We start from the raw sequence: 23,690 nt of genomic DNA on the forward strand, positions 1-23,690 counted from the left end.
ATTACAGTTAAAAACCCTAAATAAAAGTATTTATGGCGATGTTTTGTTAATTTTGAATTTAAATTAATCAGATGCAAATTAGCCCACAACAAGTATTAGATGCGCTTAAAAATGTAGAAGATCCAGACCTTAAAAAGGATTTGGTAACCTTAAACATGATTAAGGATTTAAACATCGTTGATAAACAAGTAAATTTTACACTTGAACTTACTACCCCGGCATGCCCGATGAAGGATATGCTAAAAAATGCCTGTACAAATGCAATTAAACATTTTGTAGATGCAGAAGCAGAAATTTCGATAAACATAACCTCAAGAGTTACGCAACCTGTAAATTCATCATCTTTAGATAACATCAAAAACATCATTTTAGTTTCATCAGGTAAAGGTGGTGTTGGTAAATCTACAGTGGCTAGTAATCTGGCGGTTACCTTGGCTAAAGATGGCGCAAAAGTTGGGTTAATTGATGCCGATATTTATGGCCCATCTGTACCAACCATGTTTGATTTGGTTGATGCAAAACCTGGTGCTGAGGAAACTGCAGATGGTAAAACTAAAATTATTCCAATTGAAAAATATGGAATCAAACTATTATCACTGGGCTTTTTTGCAGATCCCGGACAACCAGTACCTTGGCGTGGACCAATGGCTTCTAACGCGGTAAAGCAATTATTTAACGATACAAACTGGGGCGAATTAGATTATTTAATCGTCGATTTACCTCCGGGCACCGGCGATATTCACATCACCATTACACAGAGTTTCCCAATTTCTGGAGCTGTTGTGGTTACAACACCGCAGCAAGTTGCATTGGCCGATACGCATAAAGGTTTAGCCATGTTCCGTATGCCGGGTATAAATATTCCAATTTTAGGCGTAATCGAAAACATGTCGTATTTTACACCTGCAGAATTACCTGAAAATAAATATTACATCTTCGGTAAAGGTGGCGGTACAACGTTAGCAGAAAGATTTGATGTTCCATTTTTGGGAGAAATACCAATTATACAAAGTATTGCAGAGGCAGGCGACAATGGAAAACCTGTTGCATTAAACCAAAATGCAATAATTGAAGAAATATTTGGAGATATTGCAAGCAAAATTGCACAGCAAATTTCCATCAATAATGCGCAAATGGTGAATTGCTAAAAAATTACTATTTTTATACCTTAAAAAACAAATAATGAATTTAACAGAGCAAGTAGAACAGGCATTGGAAACTATCAGGCCATATTTAAAGGCTGATGGGGGTGATGTTTCTGTTGAAGAAATTACATCAGAAGGAACGGTAAAACTTAAGCTTTTAGGCAACTGTGGTTCTTGCCCAATGAGTTTCATGACAATGAAATCGGGAATTGAACAGGCAATTATGAAAGCAGTTCCGGAAATTACTTCGGTTGTTGCGGTAAACATGGCCGAACAAGATTAACAATATTTAACAAGCAGATTTATATTTTAAATTTACATTTGCCTTAATGAGATATTGTATTGCCCTAATTTGTATTCTTTTTTCGATAACCGCTTTTGCGCAACAAAAGCCGGCACAGGAAAAACTTATTCAATTTTCGGGCATAATTACAGATATTGATAGCACAAATGTTATTCCTTATGTAACCATGACTAATCTTTCTGCCAACAGCAAACGTGTGGCGGCAGATTATCGGGGTTATTTCTCTTTCATTGTAAATCCTGGCGATACGATTCTTTTCACAGCAATTGGTTACAAGAAATTCTCTACTGTAATACCCCAAAGTACACCCGATAGTAAATACACCATTATGGTAAAGCTAAAAGCCGAAGTAATCAATTTACCTACGGTTAGGGTTTTTCCATGGGCTACAACAGAGGAATTTACCAAAGATTTTTTATCGATGAAAATTGCCGACGATGATATGGCGATTGCAAAGAGAAACCTTTCCCGTTCATCCATTAACGGCATGATTCAGGCTTTGCCTCGTGATGCACAGGAAATTGGAAGTCAGAATTATCGATATAATTTTGATAGGATGATTAACAAAAACATGGTTCAAACGAACCCATTGTTAAATCCTTTTGCCTGGGGTAAGCTAATGCAATCTATCTTCGACGGCGATAGAAGCCGCAGCGAGAACTAGATAAAAAATCCTTTATTGCGAGGTAAGAAGCAATCTTCAATGGAAAAAACGTCTTCATTTCTCCTTTAATATTTTCTATACATTTAACAACAGAGAATATTATGGCGTTACCCAAGCTGCGCAAGGGTCGGGCTTTTCAGGGCTTCGCTGCGCTACGGTACCGATGAAAAATCGGTACTGAACCCTTACAATCCCTAACGCATAACCCAAAGTATTATCAAAAGGCTGCATTATTTTTTTTAATATTTAGGCTTTTTTGCAGAAACAAATCATCATAGCCCTGATTGGAATGGCAGCCTCCAATTTTTTTAAATTGGAGCTATAATGGAAAGCAGGACTGCTTTAACCCATTAACACAGGTTTTTGCGCTACAAAAAATAAAAAAAGGGAAAACGTTTCCATTTTCCCTATAATATCTTCCATCAAAACCTATCTTTTCTTACTCTTATTCGGAAACTTCATTTTGTAATCCGTTTTAATATTTCCTTTCGAAATTGCATCTAACTTGCTTTTTAACATCGTTTTACGCAAAACACTTACTTTATCTGTAAAAAGTTTTCCCTCAATATGATCGTACTCGTGCTGAATAACGCGAGCAGCCAAGCCATCTACATCATCTGTATGCTCTACAAAATTTTCATCAAGGTAATTGATTTTAATGTTTGGCTTGCGTGAAATGTTTTCGCGGATATCGGGAATACTTAAACAGCCTTCGTTGAAAACCCAAGGCTCGCCTGTTTCTTCAACAATTTGAGCATTTATAAAAACCTTTTTGTAACCCTTCGAGCCATCTTCATCATCTCCGGTATCAACAATAAATAATCGAATTGGCAAACCGATTTGAGGCGCTGCAAGCCCAACACCATTCGCGTAATACATGGTATCGAACATATCGCTAATCAACTGCTTTAATTCCGGATAATCTTCATCTATATCGGCTCCCACTCTTTTTAAAACAGGATCTCCGTATGCTACTATTGGTAATTTCATTATGTGTTATGTTTTTCAGATTAATAATCTGAGTACTATTTCAATGATTTGTCATCCTGAGCCTGTCGAAGACCCATATACTTTTTAGTCCTTCGACAAGCTCAGGATGACATGACAGTATAATTTAATCTTACAAAAATAACAATTATTCCAGTATTGGACTGAAAGTAAAAATATTCAATTGTTCTGGTGCAAAAACTTCGTCTACTATTTGGGCAATTTGACTGGCTTTTACTCCGTTAATTTTTTCAAATAACTGCTCTAAAGAATCAATTTTATTATAGTCGATTAGATTCTTCGCCATCGAAATAATTAAACCAATTCTATTTTCTTCGCCTAAAGCAATTTGTCCGATAAATTTGTTTTTTGCCTTTTGTAATTGCAAATCGTTCAGCGGATTATCTTTAAGCTTTTTCATTTCTTTGAAAATTAAAGACAATGCCTTTTGGTGCTTTTCCTTATCCGTTCCGAAATAAATTGAAAATATTCCCGTATCACTTATTGGTGAAAAATTAGATTCAATGGTATAAGCAATTCCATACTTTTCTCTGATTTGTAAATTCAGAACAGAGCTCATTCCATTACCGCCAAAATAGTTGTTTAACAGCATTAAACCTGCTTTATTATTATGATGGATAGAATAAGTTTGTGCACCAAGTATACAATGCGATTGGGTAATCGGCTTATAAATGTTGGTTGTTTTAGTACTTAAAATTTCAGGTTTTTTTCTATTTCTTGCAGGAGTGTTTTCTTCCACATCGGCGAAATGTTTTGTGCCTTTAGTTGCAACACTTTTTAAACTGTAATTACCTAAAACGGCGATTACAATTTCGTTTGTTCTGTAATTTGCCTTTCGAAAATTTATAACATCTTGCCTAGTGAAATTACTTACACTTTCAGTTGTACCTAAAATGTTGTTACCCAAAGCATTTCCGGCGAAAAGCATATCCTCAAAATCATCGTTAATGGCTTCTTCGGGTTGGTCTAAATAAGAAGCAATTTCATCTAGAATTACACTTTTTTCTTTGTCCATTTCTTCTTCGGGGAATGTAGAATGGAAGATGATATCGTTAAAAAGTTCTAAAGCTCTATCTAAATAAGGATTTAAAAACGAAGCATGAACGCAAGTATATTCTTTTGTTGTGTAGGCATTTAAGTCTGCGCCAACACTTTCTAAACGATTTAAAATTTGATTTGTACTTCTTTTTTCGGTACGCTTAAAAATTAGGTGTTCGATAAAATGTGCCAAACCAGCTTTTCCTTCAGGCTCATCTCTTGAACCTGTGTTTACGATGATGCAGGCGTGAGATATTGCTGAAGCCGAAGGCACATGCAATATGCGAATGCCGTTCGGTAAAGTATGAACGTTGTATTCCATTGGTTGGCAAAGATACGGTAATTGATTATAAAGCCTTTGTTTCCTGTTGCTTCAATTGTAAAGCAGAAATCAATTTATATAAAAAGCCGTTTAGAAAACCGATAAACGGACTTTCTAAACGGCTATGTATGTTGTTTAAATTATTTATTTATTTATGCCTTCTAACGCAAATAAAAATGCCCATCTAAGCGATACATCTTTTAAGTAATCGAAACGACCAGATGCGCCACCATGTCCAAACTCCATATTAGTTTTTAACAATAATACATTTTTATCGGTTTTAGTTGCCCTTAGTTTTGCAACCCATTTTGCAGGTTCGAAATACTGCACCTGACTATCATGCAAACCTGTGGTTACAAGCATATTCGGGTAAGCTTTTTTCTCAACATTTTCGTATGGAGAATAGCTTTTCATATAATCGTAAGCATCTTTTTTCTTCGGATTTCCCCACTCATCAAATTCATTTGTAGTTAATGGAATACTCTCATCAAGCATGGTGTTAATTACATCAACAAATGGTACATCGGCAATTACGCCGTTCCATAAATCTGGTGCTAAATTTACAACCGCACCCATAAGCAAACCACCAGCGCTGCCGCCGTGTGCGTAAAGGTGTTTTTTAGAAGTATATTTTTGGTCAACCAAGTATTCGCCCGCAGCAATAAAATCGGTAAAAGTGTTTTTCTTTTTCATCAATTTACCATCTTCATACCATTGGCGACCCATTTCTTGTCCCCCGCGAATATTTGCAATTGCAAAAACAAACCCACGATTTAACAAGCTTAATCTTGGCGAAGAAAATGTTGCATCGGTACTCGAGCCGTAAGAACCATATGCATAAAGTAGTAATGGCGAGTTGCTATTCTTCTCAAAACCTTTTTTATAAACTAAAGCAATCGGAATTTTGGTTCCGTCTTTCGCCGTTGCAAAAACACGTTCAGTTACATAATCTTCAGGTTTGTAACCGCCAACAACTTCCTGTTGCTTCATTAATTTTTTATCCTTTTTCTCTAAATCGTAATCGTAAGTAGAGCTTGGCGTAGTTAACGATGTGTAAGAATATCGCAGCGTTTTCGCATTATATTCCGGGTTGGCGCCAACACCTGCCGAATAAACAGGCTCATCAAATTTTATGTAATAATCACTGCCGTCGGCTTTCAAAACACGTAATTCAGTCAAGCCATTTTTACGTTCAGATAGAACCAGATAATCTTTAAATTCTTCGCCGTATTCTAGTAAAACATCTTTACGGTTTGCGATAACTTCTTTCCAGTTTTCCTTTCCGGTTTTATCTAATGGGCACTCCATTAATCGAAAGTTTTTCGCATCCCAGTTTGTTACGATGTAGAATTTATTATCAACAGGAAGCACATCATATAAAACATCTTTCGAACGAGCAGCAAAAACCTTAAATGCAGATTCTGGTTTATCGGCGTCTATTAACCGCATTTCGTTGGTTAAAGTACCCGATGAAGAAATTAAAATGTACTTGCCATTTTTCGATTTACCAACGCCGATATAATTAGTATTGTCTTTTTCATCGTAAACTACGGCATCCGTTTTTGCATCAGCACCGAGCACATGTTTTTTAATTTTTTCACTCAGTAAAGTAACCGGATTTTTTGATGTGTAGAAGAAGGTTTTATTGTCATTTGCCCAAGCCACGCCTCCTTGCGTGTTTGTAATTGCGTCTTTAAGAATCTCTCCTGTTTCTAAATTTTTAATGTTTATGGTGTATTGTCTACGCGAAACAATATCTACTCCATAAGCCAATAATTTATTATCCGGACTAATGCTAAAACCGCTTGCGCTGTAATATGCATGTCCTTTTGCCAAATCATCAACATCTAATAAAATTTCTTCTTTTGCGGTTAAGCTTCCTTTTTTTCGACAGTATTTATAGTATTGTTTCCCGTCTTCGGTTCGGGTGTAGTAAAAATAGCCATTCTTAAAAACCGGAACCGATTCATCTTTTTCTTTAATCCGGCCTTTCATTTCTGTAAATAAATCGGCTTGAAATTTATCTGTTCCCTTCATCATCGTGTCGAGATAAGCGTTTTCGGCTTTCAGATAATTTACAACTTTGGTGCTATCAGGTCCTTTTTTAAAATAATCAATCATCCAGTAATAATTATCTACAACCGTATCGCCGTGAATAATTCTTTTATGCGGAATAATTTCTGCTACAGGCGCTTTCGCATCGGGCCATTTTATGGGTTCCATTTCTTTTTTTTGTGGGTTGTTACAGGCTGAAATTGCACCAAGCAAAATCAGTGATGGAAAAATAAATTTCATGGTTGGTTTGATTTAGGTAATGGCAATTTAACAATTTTTTAAGTATTATTTGAAAACGAGCGGTTCAGCATCTCATGCCGGCTTTTAGTCCCGCCATCCGCTTTACTTCGTTACACTCCGTGATCGCTTCGGTCGGGTTTAGAAATCAGGTTTTGCACCCTGTGTACACCAATAGAACCACAGAATGCGCCATTTAGCCCCGGGTTGCAGCGGTACCCTGCAGCAAGGAGGAAACCGACGAAGCGAAGCGTACAAGCGAAAAACAGGAGCGAATTTATTTTCTTGTACTGCAATTGCGCTTCAAATAATTATTATATCTGGTTTAAAACCATCGGGCAAATTGGTGGTTAATTCTATTATGGAAACAGCAATTGAGAAATAAACCTTAAATTTGTATTAGTGAATATCCGCGATTTAATAAACCGATACAAAACCGACGATAGGGTTACTGCTTTTACAAAGGCGTTAAATGCAGCCAAAAACCCAAAAATTCAATTAAAAGGATTAGTTGGCTCTGCCGATGCTATCGTTGCGCTTTCTTCTTACTTTTTACTTCATAAGCCTTTGTTATTTATTTTTCCGGATAGGGAAGAGGCGGCTTATTTCCAATCGGATTTAGAAAGTGTGCTGGATAAACAGGTTTTATTGTTCCCGTCTTCTTACCGGAAATCTTTCGATTTTACGCAAGTTGATACGGCAAATGTTTTGGCCCGGGCCGAAGTTTTAAATGAACTTAACCACGACTCGGAATATGGTAAAATTGTTGTTTCCTACCCGGAAGCGATTGCTGAGAAAGTTATCGACCGTTCTGCTTTAGAGAAAAACACTTTAGAAATTGCGGTTGGCGCTAAACTTGGCATCGATTTTATTAATGAGTTTTTAATTGATTATGATTTCGACCGCCGTGATTTTGTTTACGAACCCGGGCAGTTTTCTATTCGTGGTGGTATTGTAGATATATTTTCCTTTTCTTCGGATTTACCTTTCAGGATTGAATTTTTTGGAGATGAAGTAGAAAGTATCCGCAGTTTTGATATTGAAAGTCAGCTTTCGGTAGCCGATACAAAATCGCTTACAATTGTACCCAATGTACAAGCCAAATTTTTAACAGAAAGTAACATTAGCATTCTAGATTATATTGATGCTGACACCCAACTTTGGTTTAAAGATGTTGAGTTTACACTGGATATTGTAAAAGCAGGCTACAAAAAAGCGGTTGAACTTTGGAAGGCTTTATCTGCTGCAGATAAAACCCAAAACCCGGAATGGATAGACCCAAAATTTGCTTTTACAGATGAAAAACTACTGGGCGATCATCTTCAGGATTTCCCGATTATAGAATTTGGCAAGCAGTTTTTTTATCAAACTGATAATCGTTTTGAGTTTGAAACGCGTCCCCAGCCTTCTTTTAATAAAGATTTTAATCTTTTAATTCACAATTTAAAAGAAAACGAAAAGGCCGGAATTGTAAACTTTATTTTTACTGATTCGCCTAAACAGATAGAGCGTTTATATGCCATTTTAGATGATATTGACAAAAGCGCAAAGTTTACACCCATAAATAGTATGTTGCGTGAGGGCTTTGTTGATGCACAAATTCAAACCGCGTTTTACACCGACCATCAAATTTTTGATCGTTACTATAAATACAAGCTTAAAAAGGGTTACCAGAAAAGCCAGGCCATTACTTTAAAAGATTTGCGTGAGCTAAAATCTGGCGATTATGTTACCCACATTGACCATGGAATTGGCAAATACGCTGGTTTAGAAAAGGTCGAGGTTAACGGGAAAACGCAGGAAATGATTCGCTTGATTTATGCAGATAATGACTTACTGTATGTAAACATTAACTCTTTAAATCGCATTGCGAAATACAGCGGGAAAGATAGCGGCGTACCTAAAATGAATAAATTGGGTACTGATGCTTGGGATAAGCTAAAAAAAACTACTAAAAAAAAAGTTAAAGATATTGCCCGCGATTTAATTAAGCTTTATGCTTTACGTAAAACGCAGGCCGGAACCGCTTTTTCTCCTGATGGATATTTACAAACTGAATTAGAGGCTTCCTTTATTTATGAGGACACACCCGACCAATTAAAGGCTACGCTTGATGTAAAGAAAGATATGGAATCACCACACCCGATGGATAGATTGGTTTGTGGTGATGTTGGATTTGGTAAAACAGAAATTGCGGTTCGTGCGGCTTTTAAAGCCGTTGCAGAGGGTAAGCAAGCTGCTATTTTAGTTCCAACAACTATTTTAGCCTTGCAGCATTTTAAAACTTTTTCTTCTCGTTTAAAAGATTTTCCGGTTACGGTAGATTACATTAATCGCTTTAAAACCAGCAAGCAAATTAAAGATACTTTGGCTGAAGCCGCTGATGGTAAAGTTGATATTTTGATTGGTACACACCGATTACTAAGTAAAGATGTGAAGTTTAAAGATCTCGGCATCATGATTATTGATGAAGAGCAAAAATTTGGCGTTACCGCAAAAGAAAAATTAAAGGCTTTACGTGTTAATGTTGATACTTTAACTTTAACAGCTACGCCGATTCCGAGAACGCTGCATTTCTCGTTAATGGGTGCAAGAGATTTATCAATAATTAGTACGCCACCACCAAACAGGCAACCTGTAAGCACAGAATTGCATGTTTTTAATGATAAATTGATACAAGAGGCGATTCAATTCGAATTAGATAGAGGTGGACAAGCATTCTTTATTCATAACCGTGTAAACGATTTGATGCAATTAGGTGGTTTGATTCAGAAATTAGTACCAAAAGCCAGAATTGGTATTGCTCATGGTCAGTTAGATGGTGATGCATTGGAAGATGTGATGCTCGATTTTATCAATGGTGAAAAAGATGTTTTGGTGGCCACTACTATTATCGAAGCTGGTTTGGACATTCCAAACGCCAACACAATTATCATTAATCACGCCCACATGTTCGGTTTAAGCGATTTACACCAGATGCGTGGTCGCGTAGGCCGAAGTAACAAAAAAGCTTTCTGTTATTTACTTTCTCCGCCATTATCAACTTTAACCTCTGAGGCGAGAAAACGACTAAGTGCAATTGAAGAATTTTCTGATTTAGGAAGCGGTTTTAATGTTGCCATGAGGGATTTAGATATCCGCGGTAGCGGAAATTTATTAGGTGCGGAGCAAAGTGGTTTTATTGCTGAAATTGGTTTTGAAATGTATCATAAAATTCTGGATGAAGCCATTCAGGAATTAAAAGAAGCAGAATTTAAAGGCTTATTTGAGAATGAACCAACCCGCCCATTTGTTGGTTTTACACAGGTTGATACCGATTTGGAACTTTACATTCCTGATGCCTACATCACAAATATTACTGAACGATATAATCTTTATACAGAGTTATCAAAATTAGAAAACGAAACCGATTTAGCCACTTTTGAAAAGCATTTGGCCGATAGATTTGGTCCTGTACCGCCACAAGTAAAAACGATGTTAAGTGTAGTTAGGTTACAGTGGCTTGGTAAAAAGTTAGGATTTGAGAAAATCAGCTTCAAGAAAAACAGTTTACGTGGCTATTTTTTAAGCGATAAACAATCGAAATATTTTGATACCGAAACCTTCTCTAAAATTTTAGGTTTTGCACAAAATCATCCGCGAATGTGTAATTTAAAAGAAGTTAAAAATACTTTAAGAATCGCTTTTGATAACATTGCTAATGTTGATGAAGCCATTCAGGTATTAGAATTAATTGATTAATGTTCGATTCAAACCTGCTTCTTGAACTAGTAAAAATGCAAATGCCTTATGGCAAGTATAAAGGCTATTTAATTTGCAACATCCCAGAAAGTTATTTGCTTTGGTATAAAGATAAAGGTTTCCCAAAGGGAAAACTGGGAGATTTAATGGCAACGATGTTCGAAATTCGGGTTAACGGCTTAGAATATTTGTTAACGCCGTTGAAGAATGGGAAGTATTAAGGTAAGTTTCGGTCTGTGAGGACACAGACCGAGAAGGTAAGCACATGCTCTCAGAAATCGTCATTGCAAGGTACGAAGCAATCTTAATGCATTTGATATTTAGCTTTAGTTGTAGGATTGCTTCGTACCTCGCAATGACGGGAGCTTAAACAAATAGCATTAGCCATGGTCTGTGTCTCCACAGACCATAAAAATTGCCTATATCTCACATCCATTTTCATCACAAACCGCATCATTATTTTTATTTAAGGATGTAATTTGAGTTTTAGGCTGAGCTTCTTTCCACTCTGTAAAACTTTGTGTTAAAGCATCAGTAAAGGCCTGAACAGGCTGCGCACCAGAAACACCATATTTTCTATCCATTACAAAATATGGTACACCACGAATACCTAAGTTTTGGCTCTCGTAAACATCGTAACGAACAGCTTCTGCAAACTCATCACCTTTTAGAACCGATTCGGCTTCTGCTCTAACAAGTCCAATTTCTTCTGCAACGTTAAGTAAAGCTGATGCCTTGCCAAGGTTTAAACCTTTTACAAAATGGGCTTCGAAAAGTTTTTCTTCAGCTAAATCTTGCAAGCCATGTTTTGCCGCCAAATGAATTAAACGATGAGCATCAAAAGTATTTGCCGGAACATTTTTATCAAAATCAATGGTTAAGCCAGCATTTGAAGCCATTTCAACAACTTGCTTGGTCATTTGTTTAGCTTGCTCAATTGGCATTCCTTTACTCCGCGACAAATAATCGTAAATAGTTTCATTATTTGTATTGTGATATTCAGGATTGAGCTGATAGCTTTTCCAATCCACTTCAATCTCATTTTTAAAAGGCAATTTTTCAATTGCTTGCTCAAAATGACGTTTACCGATATAGCAAAACGGACACATTACATCCGACCAGATTTCTACTTTCATATTGTAAAATTAGGCGATTGATTTTTAAGCAAAGTAAGCATAAAGTAAAAAGCCGCTAACCATAAGTTTAGCGGCTTTAATTTTGAGTTTTATTTGTAAAGCTGATTAAACAGCAGTTTAAAAGTTCCGTGTGTTTGCGCTCTAAATGCAACCTCCGGACCAAAAGCCAAGAGCTTTCCTTTACCAATTTTTGCTTCGAAAGCAGTTACGCCATCTTGCAAATAAGCTTGTCCCCAAGCCCAGCCGCTACGTAAAGGCGTTGCAGAATTAAACCACATTAAAGGTATTATTTTTCCATTTGCAATAGCATCGCCAGTAAGTTTAAAAACCGGACTGTTGTCAAAATAAACATCGGCTTTTTTTTCCATGCCCCAGTTAGCAGATTGATTATTATCAACCTCAACATTTAATACACTTCCCGGAACATAATATTTCTCGTCAGGAAGTCTTTTTTCTGTGCCGTTAACAATTTCCACCATTGCATTACGAACAGGTAATCCTAAATGATAAGCGAGATTTGTACTCGATCCAATTGTGATTACATTTCCACCATCTTCCAAGAATTTTTTAATCTGAGGAATTGATTTATCAGGCGTAATTCTTCCGGTTTGCTTTTTATATTCTTCAGGAACATTTTGAGCTGCCTGCGCACCAAAACCACCACCACCGCGACCTGAAGCACCTGCGTTTGGTAATGCTGGTATTGCACCACCCACAAATAAAATTACATCATACTTCGATTTTAAATTTCCTGCATCAATATCTTGCGGATAGATAATTGTAGCATTGTAATGGTATTGCTCCATCATCCAACGTACCCAACCCGAAGCCATAGAGCCACCATAAGTATCCCAAATAGCTATTCTGCCCGGATTAATTTTTACCTTATTGTTTGGCGCTGAAGCCGATTTCAATTTTACATTAGCCTTTTCTAAAATGCTCTTTGCATTGCCAGAAGCAGAAACATAAAAGTCACCATTTTCTGTTGAGCGATAAACATCAGCCTTTGCTTTTAAAAGATCGTTAACCGCAACGTAAGAATCATTTTGCGAAGCACTTAAAACATAATTTGAACCTGAAGGGATTTTATTTTCAGGCTTTAATAATTGTCCAAAAGGAATTCTTTCAAACGGGCCTGTAAAATCATTTTGAAACCTATCAAATTTAACGTTCATCATGTAAGCCAATGTCCAGCCAGCAGCATCGTAAGGCGCTGTAGGTGCGGCCCCTTCGTATTTAAAATCGTTAGGGTGATCTTGTGGCTCAAACATATCCAAAACGTGCGGACGGAATGCCTGATCGGTTTTAACAACATAACTTCCGGTAGGATATTTCTTACCTTCAACAGTAAATGGCGCTGTAGCTTTCTGAACTAAAATACCTGTTCTAATCAGCGCATTTAAAAACTTAATTGCTGAATTAAAATCCGGCTGCTCTGCAGATAAAATGTAACCTCGGGCATCACGATTAGCAGGTGCGGTCATTACCGTATCAAAAGCTTTTTGGCTAACTGCTCTTCTGCCAAACTCACCAACAGAAGCTGTTTGAGTTTTTGCAGCAGCATTTATTGCATCAATTTTTTTCGGAGAGAAAGCCCAATAATCTTTTTTACCTCTTTCGATAGAGTTTCTGCCCATTTGGTAAATGTTAAACAATAATTCATCACGATAACGCTGTGCATAACCTAAAACAGCATAGTTTAACGAAACGGAATAATCTATCGAATTTTTAAAAAACCATTTGCGTGGTGTAATGGGATTTGGCGAATCTCCGTTAGGTAATAATCTGGAAGGAACCAAAGGAATTTCAGAAGGCGTTGGACTGCCCACAATTTCTGTTAACAAGCCAATCATATTATGGAAATAAGTTGTGGTGCGCAAACCTCCGTTATACCAGGTAGAAAAAACAGAACCGCCACGTTGCGTGTAACCAGGCTTGTTTTCCACATTCATACGGTTATGCATTGCTGCGCCAACTGCGTCTAAGCTGGTTAAAATTGTAGCATCGAAAACATAGTTAAAAGGATCGCGGTATGGCGGACCGGCAACGACAGTTCCGGCAGGACCAGCTTGGTGATGGTTATACATAATTTGAGGCAGCCACTCTACAAAAAGCTGACGCCCCATGTTTTGAGTTTCCTTTAAGTTAAGCATGAAAAAATCGCGGTTATTATCATGTCCGGCATATTTTTCATAAAGTCTTGGTAAACCCGAAGTTGTTCTTTTTTTCGGGTCTTTCTCTCGCATATACCAATCGCTTACAAGCTCTTGCCCATCCGGATTTGCGTGGGTAAAAAGAATAATCACATTATCTAAAATCCTTAACGTTTCAGCATCCGTTTTCGAAGCAAATTCATAAGCCGTTTGAATAAGCTGATGCGCCCCAACAACCTCAGTTGCATGCAAACCACCATCTATCCAAACTACAGCTTTACCTTCTTGTGCTAGTGCTTTTGCTTGTTCTTTCGATAGCTCTGCATGCGCTAACTGCTGCGAAATTTCTTTATATCTATCAAGTTTTGTTAAGTTCTCTGGAGAACTTACAACAAGCATGTACTGGCTTCTGCCTTCTTCGGTTTTGCCAATATCTACAAGTTTAACCCTTTTCGATGTCTCAGCAAGTTTTTTAAAATAAGCTTCGGTTTGAGTGTAGTTTGCAAGCTGGTAATCATCGCCGATATCAAATCCGAAATGGCTTTTAGGGCTTGGCACTTCTTGAGCAATAGCCGTGGAGCTACTCAAAATTAAAAAAGCAAAACACAGCTTTTTAAAGTAGTTTTTTATCATAATTTAAGAAAGTTTGGTTGGTTATATCAAATATAATGAGAAAAGCCGCTTTAAATTCTCTGCTGTAAATTTGTTACTTAATTTACAGCTTCCTTTCCTCGTTGTTAATGCATACATTTGCTGTTGATGTAAGTTCTTAACTTTATTTTTTCATCAACCGATGTTGGTCTCCGGGTAATGCTGGAGTTAATAGGGAATCGTGTGCAAATCACGAGCTGTCGCGCAACTGTAAATTCTGCCTGTAAAAAGGCAACGGTTTTATCATTAATGCCACTGTACAAAAGTATGGGAAGGCGATAAAATCGGGAATAAGTCAGGAGACCTGCCCATATCGAATTGACGATGCTTTCGCGTTATAAAGCCATTGGTCAGGTTCGATTTACAACAATAAATTAAATTTTATTCGCTTTTCTTTAAGCCAAACTGGCCGTTAAGTGGTTTTGTTGTGTCCGCATCTCTCCTTTTAGTTTTTTAACTTTCGTATTGCAAAATATTGCCAAAAGAGCTTTTAAACGATTTATTTACTTAATCTTTAAAAGAAATGCTAACGCAAAATCTGGGTTACCCGCGAATTGGTAGCCAACGAGAATTGAAAAGAATCTGCGAAAATTATTGGGCAGATAAAACCGGCTACAAAAATGTATTGCAGGTTGGAAAAAACATTCGCCACGAAAACTGGCAACTTCAAAAATCAGCAGGAATAGATTTAATTCCTTCTAACGATTTTTCATTTTATGATCATGTACTCGATCATTCGTTAAGTTTTGGTGCAATTCCCCAACGTTACAACGAGGTTATCCTTAAAAAGGGAAATTCTGAACTGGATTTATATTTTGCTATGGCCAGGGGTTATCAAAAACATGGACTTGATGTGGTTGCGATGGAAATGACTAAATGGTTCGATACCAATTACCATTACATTGTACCAGAATTTTACAAAGACCAACCTTTTAAACTTTTTTCAACAAAAATAATTGATGAGTTTTATGAGGCCAAACAAATTGGTATTACAACTAAGCCGGTTTTAATCGGCCCTGTATCTTATCTTTTATTGGGAAAAGAAAAAGAAGCCGGTTTCGAAAAAATCGATTTAATTAAAAATCTTTTACCCGTTTATTTAGATATTTTAACGCGTTTAACTGCTTTAGATGTTGAGTATGTTCAGTTTGATGAACCATTTTTAACACTCGATTTATCTGAAAAGGAAAAACAAGCTTTCGATTATGCTTACAAACAAATCAGAAAAGCTTTCCCTCGATTAAAAATTATTCTGGCAACATATTTTGAAGGTTTAGGTAATAATTTATCCTTAACAACTTCTTTACCTGTTGATGTTTTACATGTTGATTTAGTAAGAGCACCACTACAATTAAACGAAGTTTTAGAAAGTTTAAACGAAAAAACTATTCTTTCACTTGGCTTAGTAGATGGCAGAAATATCTGGAAAAATGATTTTGAATCCTCATTAAAAACTATAAACAATGCAGTAGAAAAAATCGGTTCTGATAGAATCTGGGTTTCATCTTCGTGCTCTTTAATTCATGCTCCTGTTGATTTAGACAACGAAACGAACGAAAAAAATCTTTCTGCTGAAGTAAAACAATGGCTTGCCTTCGCGAAGCAAAAAGTTGATGAAATTGTAATACTTAAAAAACTAGCTACAAACGAAAACCCTGCATCTACCCTGCAAAAATTCGAAGCAAATAAAACAGCCATCGCTAATAGAAAAAGTTCTTCGTTAATTCATAACTCTGAAGTTAAGCAAAGGGTTTCTGCACTAAAACCTCAAGATTCTGACCGTTTGAGCGAGTTTTCGACTAGAAAAATTAAGCAACAGGTGCTTAATTTGCCGCAATACGCAACAACTACAATTGGTTCTTTTCCGCAAACAACAGAAGTTAGAAGCTGGAGAGCGAAGTTCAAAAACGGTACTTTTTCAGAAGAAGAATACAATACGCTTATTGCCGAAGAAACTGCAAAAGCTGTAAAATGGCAGGAAGAAATTGATTTGGATGTGTTGGTTCATGGAGAATTTGAGCGTAACGATATGGTAGAATATTTCGGCGAACAGCTGGATGGTTTTGCCTTTTCAAAAAACGGCTGGGTTCAAAGCTATGGCTCTCGTTGTGTAAAGCCACCAATAATTTTTGGCGATGTTTCTCGTCCGGAAGCGATGACTGTAAAATGGACTTCTTACGCTCAATCTCTTACAGAAAGGCATATGAAGGGCATGTTAACCGGCCCAGTGACGATTTTGCAATGGTCGTTTGTGCGTAACGATCAGCCACGTTCGGTTACTTGTAAACAAATTGCTTTAGCCATTAGAGATGAAGTTTGCGATTTAGAAAAAGCCGGAATTAAAATTATCCAGATTGATGAACCTGCAATTAGAGAAGGTTTGCCTTTACGCAAAGCGGATTGGCAAGAATACCTAAACTGGGCGGTTGATGCATTTAAAATTTCTGCAAGCGGTGTTCAGGATGAAACGCAGATTCATACGCACATGTGCTATTCTGAATTTAACGATATTATTCAAAACATTGCGGATATGGATGCCGATGTAATTACCATCGAGACATCTCGCTCGCAAATGGAATTGTTAGATGCCTTTGCCGATTTTAAATATCCGAACGAAATTGGTCCAGGTGTTTACGATATACATTCGCCAAGAGTGCCTAAACGGGAAGAAATGATAACGCTGCTTAAAAAAGCGAAAGCGGTTATTCCATCCGCACAGCTTTGGGTAAACCCTGATTGTGGTTTAAAAACCCGTGGTTGGGATGAAACCAAAAAAGCATTAATCGAAATGGTTGAAGCGGCTAAAGAAATGCGTAAAACGGAAAACGTTTTAGCCGAAGAGAATCTTATTAATTAAATTATTTTTGCCGCGGAAGCATAAAAACTAAAATCCGTGTTTCCGTGGCAATATTTTAAACCCCAATCATGACCCTAGAAGAAAGAATACAAGCATCAAAAACAAGTATATTCAAAGCCGTTTTTCCGAATACAACAAATCATTACGATACACTATTCGGTGGTACAGCAATGCACCTTATGGATGAGGTTGCATTTATAACTGCAACACGTTTTAGCCGACAAATTATGGTAACTGTAAGTAGCGATAGAATCGATTTTAAAAAATCTATTCCTGCCGGAACGATAATTGAATTAATTGGACAGGTTACTAAAGTTGGCAATACAAGTTTAAAAGTTAATGTTGAAATTTATATAGAACAAATGTATGCCGAAGGTAGAGAATTAGCGGTTCATGGAGATTTTACTTTTGTTGCCATTGATGATAATAAGAAACCTGTTCAGGTAATTAAATAGATAATATTTTGTAAGAATTTTTGAGAATGATGTAAGGTTTTGTTCCATTTATCTGATTAAATTGCATTATGGAAAATGAAATACCCGAAGAACATTTAAAGGAAATTGCCCGCCAACTAAGTTGCCCTGATGGAGAATACGGTGTAAAAACCGGAGAAATGATGAACGTGAGCAATATCGGGATGACGAAAAGTGCAATTGATGCTTTGCAGCTCAAACCGCATGATGTTGTTTTAGAGATTGGTCATGGTAATGCAGCTCATGTTGCTGATATTTTAGGACTTGCAGAAAATCTGACTTATTTCGGAGCAGATATTTCTAAAACCATTATTGCCGAGGCGGAGAAAATTAATGCTTCTTTTATTGAAAAAAACCAAGCTTCTTTTCATTTAACAAATGGCTCAACATTACCTTTCGACAATAAATTTTTTGATAAAATATTTACCGTAAACACCATTTATTTCTGGCAAAATCCTATTCAATATCTTGAAGAAATTAAGCGGGTTTTAAAACCTGAAGGTTTATTAGTTATTTCTTTTGCAGATAAAACCTTTATGAAAACTTTGCCTTTTACCAAATTTGGTTTCGAACTTTATGATGAACAAAAAACACATAAAGTTTTAAAAGATGCTGCATTTGATGTTATAAAATCGGAGCAGAAAAACGAAGAAATTCAAAGTAATACAGGCTTTAAAGTTAATCGCGATTATTACGTGGTTTCGACTTTTGCCATTAAATAGGAGCACAGAATTGGGTTAAATAAACCAGATTGAAGCGAAAATCCTTTTAAAATTGCAGTAACGATGAATCGCGGTCGTCTGCAATAGATGAAACAGATGCTTCGTACCTCAGCATGACAGAAGTTTTTAAAAGATTGTAGCAAAAAGCCGGACTGAAGGAAGTTCTATTGTACTTCAGTGGCTTTTCAAATTTTAATACAAAATCAGGTATAAATAAGCGTAAACAACTGGTGCTGCAAGGAGTAAGCCATCAAATCTATCGAGCAAGCCGCCATGTCCGGGCAGCAAACCGCCGCTATCTTTGGTATCCAAACTACGTTTCAACATAGATTCTACCAAATCGCCCAAGGTGCCAAAACTTGCAATTAAAATTGCCATACCAACCCAAACAACTGGTGTATTTTCGGTGAATAAAAACGACAAACCATAAGCAACTAATGCACTGGTAAACATTCCACCAAAAAAACCTTCCCAACTTTTTTTAGGCGAGTGGCGCTCGAACAATTTGCGCTTTCCGTACTTAACGCCGAACATATACGCTCCGGTATCGTTTGCCCAAAGCATTAACAGAAAAGCTAATGGTAAGTGAAAATCGTAATTATTCCAATCGCGTAGAAAACCCAAAGCGTGAAAAAAACAAAACGGAATGGTTACGTAAACAAAACCGACAAAAGTGTAGGAAATGTTGGCAAAAGGAATCTTGTTTTTCTTGTATAATTCGGTTATAAAAACTGAGAATATTAACGGAATACAAAGCAAAAGATATTTAACATCGTACTGCAAATAATGCAAGCCTGCAGCCATTAAAAATATTAAAGCGCCGGCAGCCAAACCAATGTTTCTATGCGGACGAATACCAGAATTTTTAATTAATTTATAAAATTCGAATAAAGAAAGTACGCTTAGAATAAGGTAAAAAGCCGAAAAAGTATAAGAGCCCAAAAAGATGGAACCAAGCATTACAATTGTAAAAAAGAAGGCTGTTATTGCTCTGGTTTTCATAATGTATGGTGGAAAATGGTAGATAGATAATGAAAGACTTGCAAAACCTTATTCAATTTCATTTTTAACAATATATTCAATGGCTTTATCGAAATCGGCCTTGCTTACCAAAACATTAATTTCGCCAATATTGTAAGCAGATAGTTGTTTGTTTATTACAACCGCAGGAATGTCTTCTTCTATTAATCCTTGCTTTAATACTTCGGCTGCAAATGCATCGCCGGTTGTGTATACTTTAACCCAGTTTTCGCTCACGTTGTGCTGTATCTTTAAAAAATTTAAACAAAGCTATGGTAATTATTGCACTAATTAAATAGCCATACCACGGAAAACCTAAAGGCTCATCAGCTTTATTTAACGGAATATTATTTTTTTGCAAGTATAACGAAACGCAAACCGCGTAAGCGTTATTTAAAAAGTGCGCTAACATTGCATACCAAATGCTTCCACTGTAGTAGTATAAATATCCAAAACCTGCACCCAAAAGCATTCGTGGTACAAAACCATAAAATTGCATGTGTATGGTGCTGAAAATAATTGCAGAAATCCATATTGCCGCATGGTGATTTCCAAACATATTATTAATTGAGCGTTGTACCCCACCACGAAACATTAGTTCTTCGCCTATGGCAGGTATAACGGCAATCATTACCAGGTTTACAACAAAATCCCAATTGTTTCTTACGGTTAACAATTGAATCGTCATTTTCATTGCTGCTTCTTCGCTTTCTTTCATCCAGTCTTCTATCCACTTCAAACTTGGTGGAAAGCTCATTTTTTGATTCCAGATGGCTGTCCATTCCATTAAAGGCATAGAAACAATCATAATAGCTGATACCAAAAGTAGCAACAAAATACTTGGCTTTCTAAAGCCATAAAAAACAGATGTTTTTATTCCGTTTGTTAATGCAAGGGCAATTGGCGGCAAAATAAACATGCCGATTGATGTACCGATTTGTAAAATTTTTAATGCATCTGTATATTTTGGATCTCCGGAGGTAATTAAGGCAAAATCTTTAATTATAGCCATGCCATGTATTAGGAAAATGACTGCTACAGATAAAATCGAAAATACAATACCACCTATAATCGCGTAAGCTAAAAGTAAAAGTAATTGTAGGAAAGGGCTGATTTCTTCCTTCTTAGGTGTTACAACATTCATTATTTGTACCTTTGTATGTTTTATTAATCGTTGAAGATAGAAAATGTCTGTTAAGATAGGAAATATAGATTTAGGTGAATTCCCATTATTGCTTGCTCCAATGGAAGATGTAAGCGATCCGCCATTCCGTTATGTATGTAAGCAAAACGGTGCAGATTTAATGTACACAGAATTTATTTCTTCTGAAGGTTTAATTCGCGATGCCGCAAAAAGCCTTCAAAAACTCGATATTTTTGAATACGAACGCCCAATAGGAATTCAGATTTTCGGTGGTGATATCGAACACATGCGTGAAGCCTCAGAAATTGCTTCGGCCGCAAATCCTGACTTGGTTGATATTAACTATGGCTGTCCGGTTAAAAATGTGGTTTGCAAAGGCGCAGGTTCTAGCTTGCTTCGCGATATTGACAAAATGGTAAAAATGACTGAGGCTGTTGTTAAAGCTTCGCACTTGCCAGTAACTGTAAAAACACGTTTGGGTTGGGATGATGATAGTAAAAACGTTTATGAAGTTGCTGAGCGACTTCAAGATGTTGGAATACAGGCATTAACCATTCACGGTAGAACCAGGGCACAACTTTATAAAGGCGAAGCAGATTGGTCTTTAATTAGAGAAATTAAACGCAATCCACGCATTAAAATTCCAATTTTTGGAAATGGGGATGTAGATAGCCCTGAGAAAGCAGCAAACTGGCGAATGGAATACGAAGTTGATGGAATTATGATCGGTCGTGCTGCGATTGGTTATCCATGGATTTTTCGCGAAGTGAAGCATTTCTTTAAAACCGGCGAGCATTTGGCCGGCCCAACAATTGAAGAACGCATAAACGTTTGTCGCACACATTTAGATAAATCTATTGAATGGAAAGGTCCAAAAACCGGAATTTTCGAAATGCGCCGTCATTATTCAAATTATTTTAAAGGCTTGCCAGATTTTAAACCTTACAGAATGCGCTTGGTTTCGGAGCCAGATTATGCGAACATTCACGGTATTTTAGACGAAGTGGCAGAAAAATTTGCCGACTACGATAGCGCTAGCGTAATGGCTTGATTTTTGAAAGGCTTTTCTTATATTCGTTACAATCATCATGGTTACAGCAATTACAGAAGGCGTTAAAGTTTCAGTAGAAACCATTTATCAACCGGAATATTCAAATCCGGCGAATGAACATTTTATGTTCGCTTACCGCATAGAAATCTCAAATCTTTCCGATTATCCTGTTCAGCTGATGCGTCGCCAATGGTTTATTTTCGATTCAAACAGCAGTCGCCGAGAAGTTGAAGGCGAAGGTGTTGTTGGTTTGCAACCCATTATTCAGCCAGGCGAAAGCCATGTTTATGTTTCGGGTTGTAATTTAAAAACCGATATGGGTAGCATGCAAGGCACCTATTTAATGAACCGTTTGGTTGATGATGCCGAGTTTGAGGTAGAAATTCCCGAATTTCAATTGATTGCACCTTACAGATTAAATTAATTTTTTGTAAAACAAAGTTTTGGGGTATTTGGCGGCCGAAAGTCCCGCTATCGCTTATAGTCCTCGCCTCGTACCTCGCTCCGGGCTATTTAGCTCTATCGGGTTTGAAGAACAAAGGTCTGTTTTTCAAAGGCTGGGCCTGCTTATCTAAGTGTTAAAACCAGTAGCTCAAATAACTTTAAAAGATTTCTCCATAAAGTCGAAATGACGGTATAGTTGGTGACATCCCTGCCCGTCATTTCGAGCGAAGCCGAGAACCACGTAGTGCTCAGCGAAGCTAATTCTTTGGACGTTCAGCGAAGCTAAATTTAAAACCATGATTAAATATAGTAGAGTTAAAATAAGTTTGTAGCAGGTTTTTAAATAGAACCACCCCCAACCCCTCCTTGAAAAAAGGAGGGGAGTTCCCCTCATATTTTTAAACTCTAATGTTTTACTAAATAGTCGGCGTTAGAAACACGAAGTACTACCACTTTTGTAAAATAGCCCCGACATAAACGGAAATACTTTTGGCTTACCAAACTTACGAAGTCTATTAAGGTACATTCAAGCAGAGACTTTGTAAGTTTTGCCAAAAGATTGAAGTATTGGCGGGACTGAATTAACCGAAGCACCACAGGTTTTGCGCTTCAAAAAATTTAATTTTAAAATAACTATCAGGCAAAAACCACCCCCCACCTCCCGAATAATCGGGATTACACGCTCCTTAAAAAGGAGGGGAGTTCCCCTCAAAGTTTAAAATATTCAATGTCACTAAATGAAAGGTTCTTTCAATGCGAAAGCGGCCGAAAAATTAATTCCGAACCGCTTTTCAATTTTCATAAGTAGATGAAAATATCTTAATCTCTACTTCTGCCAAAAAGCATTGACGCGTAATAAAGTAAATTGGCCAATGCACCAATGGCTGCTACAACATATGTCATTGCGGCCCACCACAAAGCATCTTTTGCTTGCGTATTTTCTTCTTGCGTTTGCATTACGCCTTGATTGTTTTTTAACCAGGCTAAAGCACGATTGCTGGCGTCAAATTCGACTGGTAAGGTTACAATACTAAATATGGTAACCAATGCTAAACCTACAACTCCAATTGCTAATACGATTGGTGTCACGGCAAAAACCATCAGCATTACTCCAATTAATAGTACCCATTGCAATAAATTCGATGATATACTAACCACCGGAACCATTGTACTGCGCAAATTTAGCCACGTATATGATTTTGCATGTTGCACTGCATGACCACATTCGTGTGCGGCTACTGCTGCCGCTGCAACGCTACGGCTGTAGTAAACATCGGTACTTAAATTTACGGTTCTATCTGCCGGATTATAATGATCTGTTAACTGTCCTTCGGTACTCATCACCTTCACATCGAATATTCCATTATCATGCAACATCCTTTCTGCCACTTCCTTCCCCGATAAACCTGAGCTTAATTGCATCTCTGCGTATTTAGAAAATTTGTTCCTAAATCGCCATTGCACAAACATGCTCAGCAATAATACCGGGACGATTAATATTAAATAAACTCCCATTTTCTTTTGT

The 23,690-nt window shown here is 37.0% G+C and carries 21 protein-coding genes and 1 riboswitch; of the genes, 11 read left to right on the forward strand and 10 right to left on the reverse strand.

Features of this window, described 5'->3' with window-relative positions:
- Window positions 1–71: 71 nt before the first annotated feature.
- From ACO05K_RS16870 to ACO05K_RS16880, 3 genes are read left to right on the forward strand one after another with little or no spacing between them, the layout of a single operon-like run.
- Window positions 72–1,148, forward strand: coding sequence for an Mrp/NBP35 family ATP-binding protein (locus ACO05K_RS16870; protein ID WP_421945587.1), 1,077 nt, complete (start codon window positions 72–74; stop codon window positions 1,146–1,148).
- Between the two features lie 34 nt (window positions 1,149–1,182).
- A complete protein-coding gene (locus ACO05K_RS16875) occupies window positions 1,183–1,428 on the forward strand; it encodes a NifU family protein (RefSeq protein ID WP_421945588.1) in 246 nt (81 codons plus the stop codon).
- Between the two features lie 46 nt (window positions 1,429–1,474).
- Complete coding sequence (locus ACO05K_RS16880) at window positions 1,475–2,113, forward strand: hypothetical protein (RefSeq protein ID WP_421945589.1); 639 nt, start codon at window positions 1,475–1,477, stop codon at window positions 2,111–2,113.
- A gap of 99 nt (window positions 2,114–2,212) precedes the next feature.
- On the opposite strand, the gene ACO05K_RS16885 is transcribed toward ACO05K_RS16880, so the two are convergent.
- The 4 genes from ACO05K_RS16885 to ACO05K_RS16900 form a co-directional block, all read right to left on the reverse strand.
- Window positions 2,213–2,344 (reverse strand): hypothetical protein, encoded by a 132-nt coding sequence (locus ACO05K_RS16885; RefSeq protein WP_421945590.1) that lies wholly within the window; start codon window positions 2,342–2,344, stop codon window positions 2,213–2,215.
- 198 nt (window positions 2,345–2,542) lie between these two features.
- Complete coding sequence (def, locus tag ACO05K_RS16890; RefSeq protein WP_421945591.1) at window positions 2,543–3,103, reverse strand: peptide deformylase; 561 nt, start codon at window positions 3,101–3,103, stop codon at window positions 2,543–2,545.
- Window positions 3,104–3,248: 145 nt separating this feature from the next.
- Complete coding sequence (locus tag ACO05K_RS16895; RefSeq protein WP_421945592.1) at window positions 3,249–4,481, reverse strand: M16 family metallopeptidase; 1,233 nt, start codon at window positions 4,479–4,481, stop codon at window positions 3,249–3,251.
- A gap of 144 nt (window positions 4,482–4,625) precedes the next feature.
- Window positions 4,626–6,776 carry a S9 family peptidase gene (locus tag ACO05K_RS16900; RefSeq protein WP_421945593.1) on the reverse strand — a complete coding sequence of 717 codons (2,151 nt, stop codon included), beginning with the start codon at window positions 6,774–6,776 and terminating at the stop codon, window positions 4,626–4,628.
- A gap of 184 nt (window positions 6,777–6,960) precedes the next feature.
- Between ACO05K_RS16900 and ACO05K_RS16905 the strand changes: the two genes are divergently transcribed.
- From ACO05K_RS16905 to ACO05K_RS16915, 3 genes are read left to right on the forward strand one after another with little or no spacing between them, the layout of a single operon-like run.
- Window positions 6,961–7,158, forward strand: coding sequence for a hypothetical protein (locus tag ACO05K_RS16905; RefSeq protein WP_421945594.1), 198 nt, complete (start codon window positions 6,961–6,963; stop codon window positions 7,156–7,158).
- 17 nt (window positions 7,159–7,175) lie between these two features.
- Window positions 7,176–10,514: a transcription-repair coupling factor gene (mfd, locus tag ACO05K_RS16910; RefSeq protein WP_421945595.1), complete on the forward strand. Its 3,339-nt coding sequence runs from the start codon at window positions 7,176–7,178 to the stop codon at window positions 10,512–10,514.
- Window positions 10,514–10,735 carry a DUF3820 family protein gene (locus tag ACO05K_RS16915; protein ID WP_421945596.1) on the forward strand — a complete coding sequence of 74 codons (222 nt, stop codon included), beginning with the start codon at window positions 10,514–10,516 and terminating at the stop codon, window positions 10,733–10,735. The genes mfd and ACO05K_RS16915 overlap by 1 nt, the downstream gene beginning before the upstream one ends.
- Window positions 10,736–10,933: 198 nt before the next feature.
- Here ACO05K_RS16915 and ACO05K_RS16920 read toward each other — a convergent pair whose 3' ends face one another.
- Both ACO05K_RS16920 and ACO05K_RS16925 read right to left on the reverse strand, forming a co-directional pair.
- Entirely contained in the window at window positions 10,934–11,650 is a 717-nt protein-coding gene (locus ACO05K_RS16920) for a DsbA family oxidoreductase (RefSeq protein ID WP_421945597.1), read from the reverse strand.
- Window positions 11,651–11,739: 89 nt separating this feature from the next.
- Window positions 11,740–14,391, reverse strand: coding sequence for a M14 family metallopeptidase (locus tag ACO05K_RS16925; protein WP_421945598.1), 2,652 nt, complete (start codon window positions 14,389–14,391; stop codon window positions 11,740–11,742).
- A 192-nt stretch (window positions 14,392–14,583) separates the two neighbouring features.
- Window positions 14,584–14,780: riboswitch (cobalamin riboswitch) on the forward strand.
- A 197-nt stretch (window positions 14,781–14,977) separates the two neighbouring features.
- On the opposite strand from ACO05K_RS16925, the gene metE reads away from it, so the two are divergent.
- From metE to ACO05K_RS16940, 3 genes are all read left to right on the forward strand, one after another.
- The gene (metE, locus tag ACO05K_RS16930) at window positions 14,978–17,311 is read left to right on the forward strand and encodes a 5-methyltetrahydropteroyltriglutamate--homocysteine S-methyltransferase (protein WP_421945599.1); all 2,334 of its coding nucleotides are present in this window, start codon (window positions 14,978–14,980) and stop codon (window positions 17,309–17,311) included.
- A 68-nt stretch (window positions 17,312–17,379) separates the two neighbouring features.
- Window positions 17,380–17,766: an acyl-CoA thioesterase gene (locus ACO05K_RS16935; protein WP_421945600.1), complete on the forward strand. Its 387-nt coding sequence runs from the start codon at window positions 17,380–17,382 to the stop codon at window positions 17,764–17,766.
- 68 nt (window positions 17,767–17,834) lie between these two features.
- The gene (locus tag ACO05K_RS16940) at window positions 17,835–18,506 is read left to right on the forward strand and encodes a class I SAM-dependent methyltransferase (RefSeq protein WP_421945601.1); all 672 of its coding nucleotides are present in this window, start codon (window positions 17,835–17,837) and stop codon (window positions 18,504–18,506) included.
- Between the two features lie 192 nt (window positions 18,507–18,698).
- Here the strand turns inward: ACO05K_RS16940 and ACO05K_RS16945 are convergent, their stop codons facing one another.
- From ACO05K_RS16945 to ACO05K_RS16955, 3 genes are read right to left on the reverse strand one after another with little or no spacing between them, the layout of a single operon-like run.
- Entirely contained in the window at window positions 18,699–19,508 is an 810-nt protein-coding gene (locus ACO05K_RS16945) for a phosphatidate cytidylyltransferase (RefSeq protein WP_421945602.1), read from the reverse strand.
- Between the two features lie 48 nt (window positions 19,509–19,556).
- On the reverse strand, window positions 19,557–19,763 hold the full coding sequence (locus ACO05K_RS16950) for a putative signal transducing protein (protein WP_421945603.1): 207 nt from the start codon (window positions 19,761–19,763) through the stop codon (window positions 19,557–19,559).
- On the reverse strand, window positions 19,744–20,670 hold the full coding sequence (locus ACO05K_RS16955) for a CPBP family intramembrane glutamic endopeptidase (RefSeq protein ID WP_421945604.1): 927 nt from the start codon (window positions 20,668–20,670) through the stop codon (window positions 19,744–19,746). Before ACO05K_RS16955 ends, ACO05K_RS16950 begins: the two co-directional genes overlap by 20 nt.
- Window positions 20,671–20,713: 43 nt before the next feature.
- Between ACO05K_RS16955 and dusB the strand changes: the two genes are divergently transcribed.
- Entirely contained in the window at window positions 20,714–21,721 is a 1,008-nt protein-coding gene (gene dusB, locus ACO05K_RS16960; RefSeq protein WP_421945605.1) for a tRNA dihydrouridine synthase DusB, read from the forward strand.
- Between the two features lie 37 nt (window positions 21,722–21,758).
- Window positions 21,759–22,145 carry a Co2+/Mg2+ efflux protein ApaG gene (gene apaG, locus ACO05K_RS16965; protein ID WP_421945606.1) on the forward strand — a complete coding sequence of 129 codons (387 nt, stop codon included), beginning with the start codon at window positions 21,759–21,761 and terminating at the stop codon, window positions 22,143–22,145.
- 839 nt (window positions 22,146–22,984) lie between these two features.
- On the opposite strand, the gene ACO05K_RS16970 is transcribed toward apaG, so the two are convergent.
- Window positions 22,985–23,680 (reverse strand): zinc metallopeptidase, encoded by a 696-nt coding sequence (locus ACO05K_RS16970; protein ID WP_421946305.1) that lies wholly within the window; start codon window positions 23,678–23,680, stop codon window positions 22,985–22,987.
- Window positions 23,681–23,690 lie beyond the last annotated feature (10 nt).

This window comes from Pedobacter sp. (genome assembly GCF_965227205.1).
Lineage (GTDB): Bacteria > Bacteroidota > Bacteroidia > Sphingobacteriales > Sphingobacteriaceae > Pedobacter.

What these genes read in the sequence shown, in the direction of transcription:
- metE (WP_421945599.1), top strand. Translation starts at nt 14,978, where the DNA reads ATGCTAACGCAAAATCTGGGTTACCCGCGAATTGGTAGCCAACGAGAA.
- ACO05K_RS16900 (WP_421945593.1), bottom strand. Translation starts at nt 6,776, where the DNA reads ATGAAATTTATTTTTCCATCACTGATTTTGCTTGGTGCAATTTCAGCC.
- ACO05K_RS16885 (WP_421945590.1), bottom strand. Translation starts at nt 2,344, where the DNA reads ATGCAGCCTTTTGATAATACTTTGGGTTATGCGTTAGGGATTGTAAGG.
- ACO05K_RS16880 (WP_421945589.1), top strand. Translation starts at nt 1,475, where the DNA reads ATGAGATATTGTATTGCCCTAATTTGTATTCTTTTTTCGATAACCGCT.
- ACO05K_RS16915 (WP_421945596.1), top strand. Translation starts at nt 10,514, where the DNA reads ATGTTCGATTCAAACCTGCTTCTTGAACTAGTAAAAATGCAAATGCCT.
- ACO05K_RS16945 (WP_421945602.1), bottom strand. Translation starts at nt 19,508, where the DNA reads ATGAAAACCAGAGCAATAACAGCCTTCTTTTTTACAATTGTAATGCTT.
- ACO05K_RS16940 (WP_421945601.1), top strand. Translation starts at nt 17,835, where the DNA reads ATGGAAAATGAAATACCCGAAGAACATTTAAAGGAAATTGCCCGCCAA.
- def (WP_421945591.1), bottom strand. Translation starts at nt 3,103, where the DNA reads ATGAAATTACCAATAGTAGCATACGGAGATCCTGTTTTAAAAAGAGTG.
- ACO05K_RS16955 (WP_421945604.1), bottom strand. Translation starts at nt 20,670, where the DNA reads ATGAATGTTGTAACACCTAAGAAGGAAGAAATCAGCCCTTTCCTACAA.
- ACO05K_RS16895 (WP_421945592.1), bottom strand. Translation starts at nt 4,481, where the DNA reads ATGGAATACAACGTTCATACTTTACCGAACGGCATTCGCATATTGCAT.
- ACO05K_RS16870 (WP_421945587.1), top strand. Translation starts at nt 72, where the DNA reads ATGCAAATTAGCCCACAACAAGTATTAGATGCGCTTAAAAATGTAGAA.
- ACO05K_RS16920 (WP_421945597.1), bottom strand. Translation starts at nt 11,650, where the DNA reads ATGAAAGTAGAAATCTGGTCGGATGTAATGTGTCCGTTTTGCTATATC.
- apaG (WP_421945606.1), top strand. Translation starts at nt 21,759, where the DNA reads ATGGTTACAGCAATTACAGAAGGCGTTAAAGTTTCAGTAGAAACCATT.
- ACO05K_RS16970 (WP_421946305.1), bottom strand. Translation starts at nt 23,680, where the DNA reads ATGGGAGTTTATTTAATATTAATCGTCCCGGTATTATTGCTGAGCATG.
- ACO05K_RS16935 (WP_421945600.1), top strand. Translation starts at nt 17,380, where the DNA reads ATGACCCTAGAAGAAAGAATACAAGCATCAAAAACAAGTATATTCAAA.
- dusB (WP_421945605.1), top strand. Translation starts at nt 20,714, where the DNA reads ATGTCTGTTAAGATAGGAAATATAGATTTAGGTGAATTCCCATTATTG.
- ACO05K_RS16905 (WP_421945594.1), top strand. Translation starts at nt 6,961, where the DNA reads ATGCGCCATTTAGCCCCGGGTTGCAGCGGTACCCTGCAGCAAGGAGGA.
- ACO05K_RS16875 (WP_421945588.1), top strand. Translation starts at nt 1,183, where the DNA reads ATGAATTTAACAGAGCAAGTAGAACAGGCATTGGAAACTATCAGGCCA.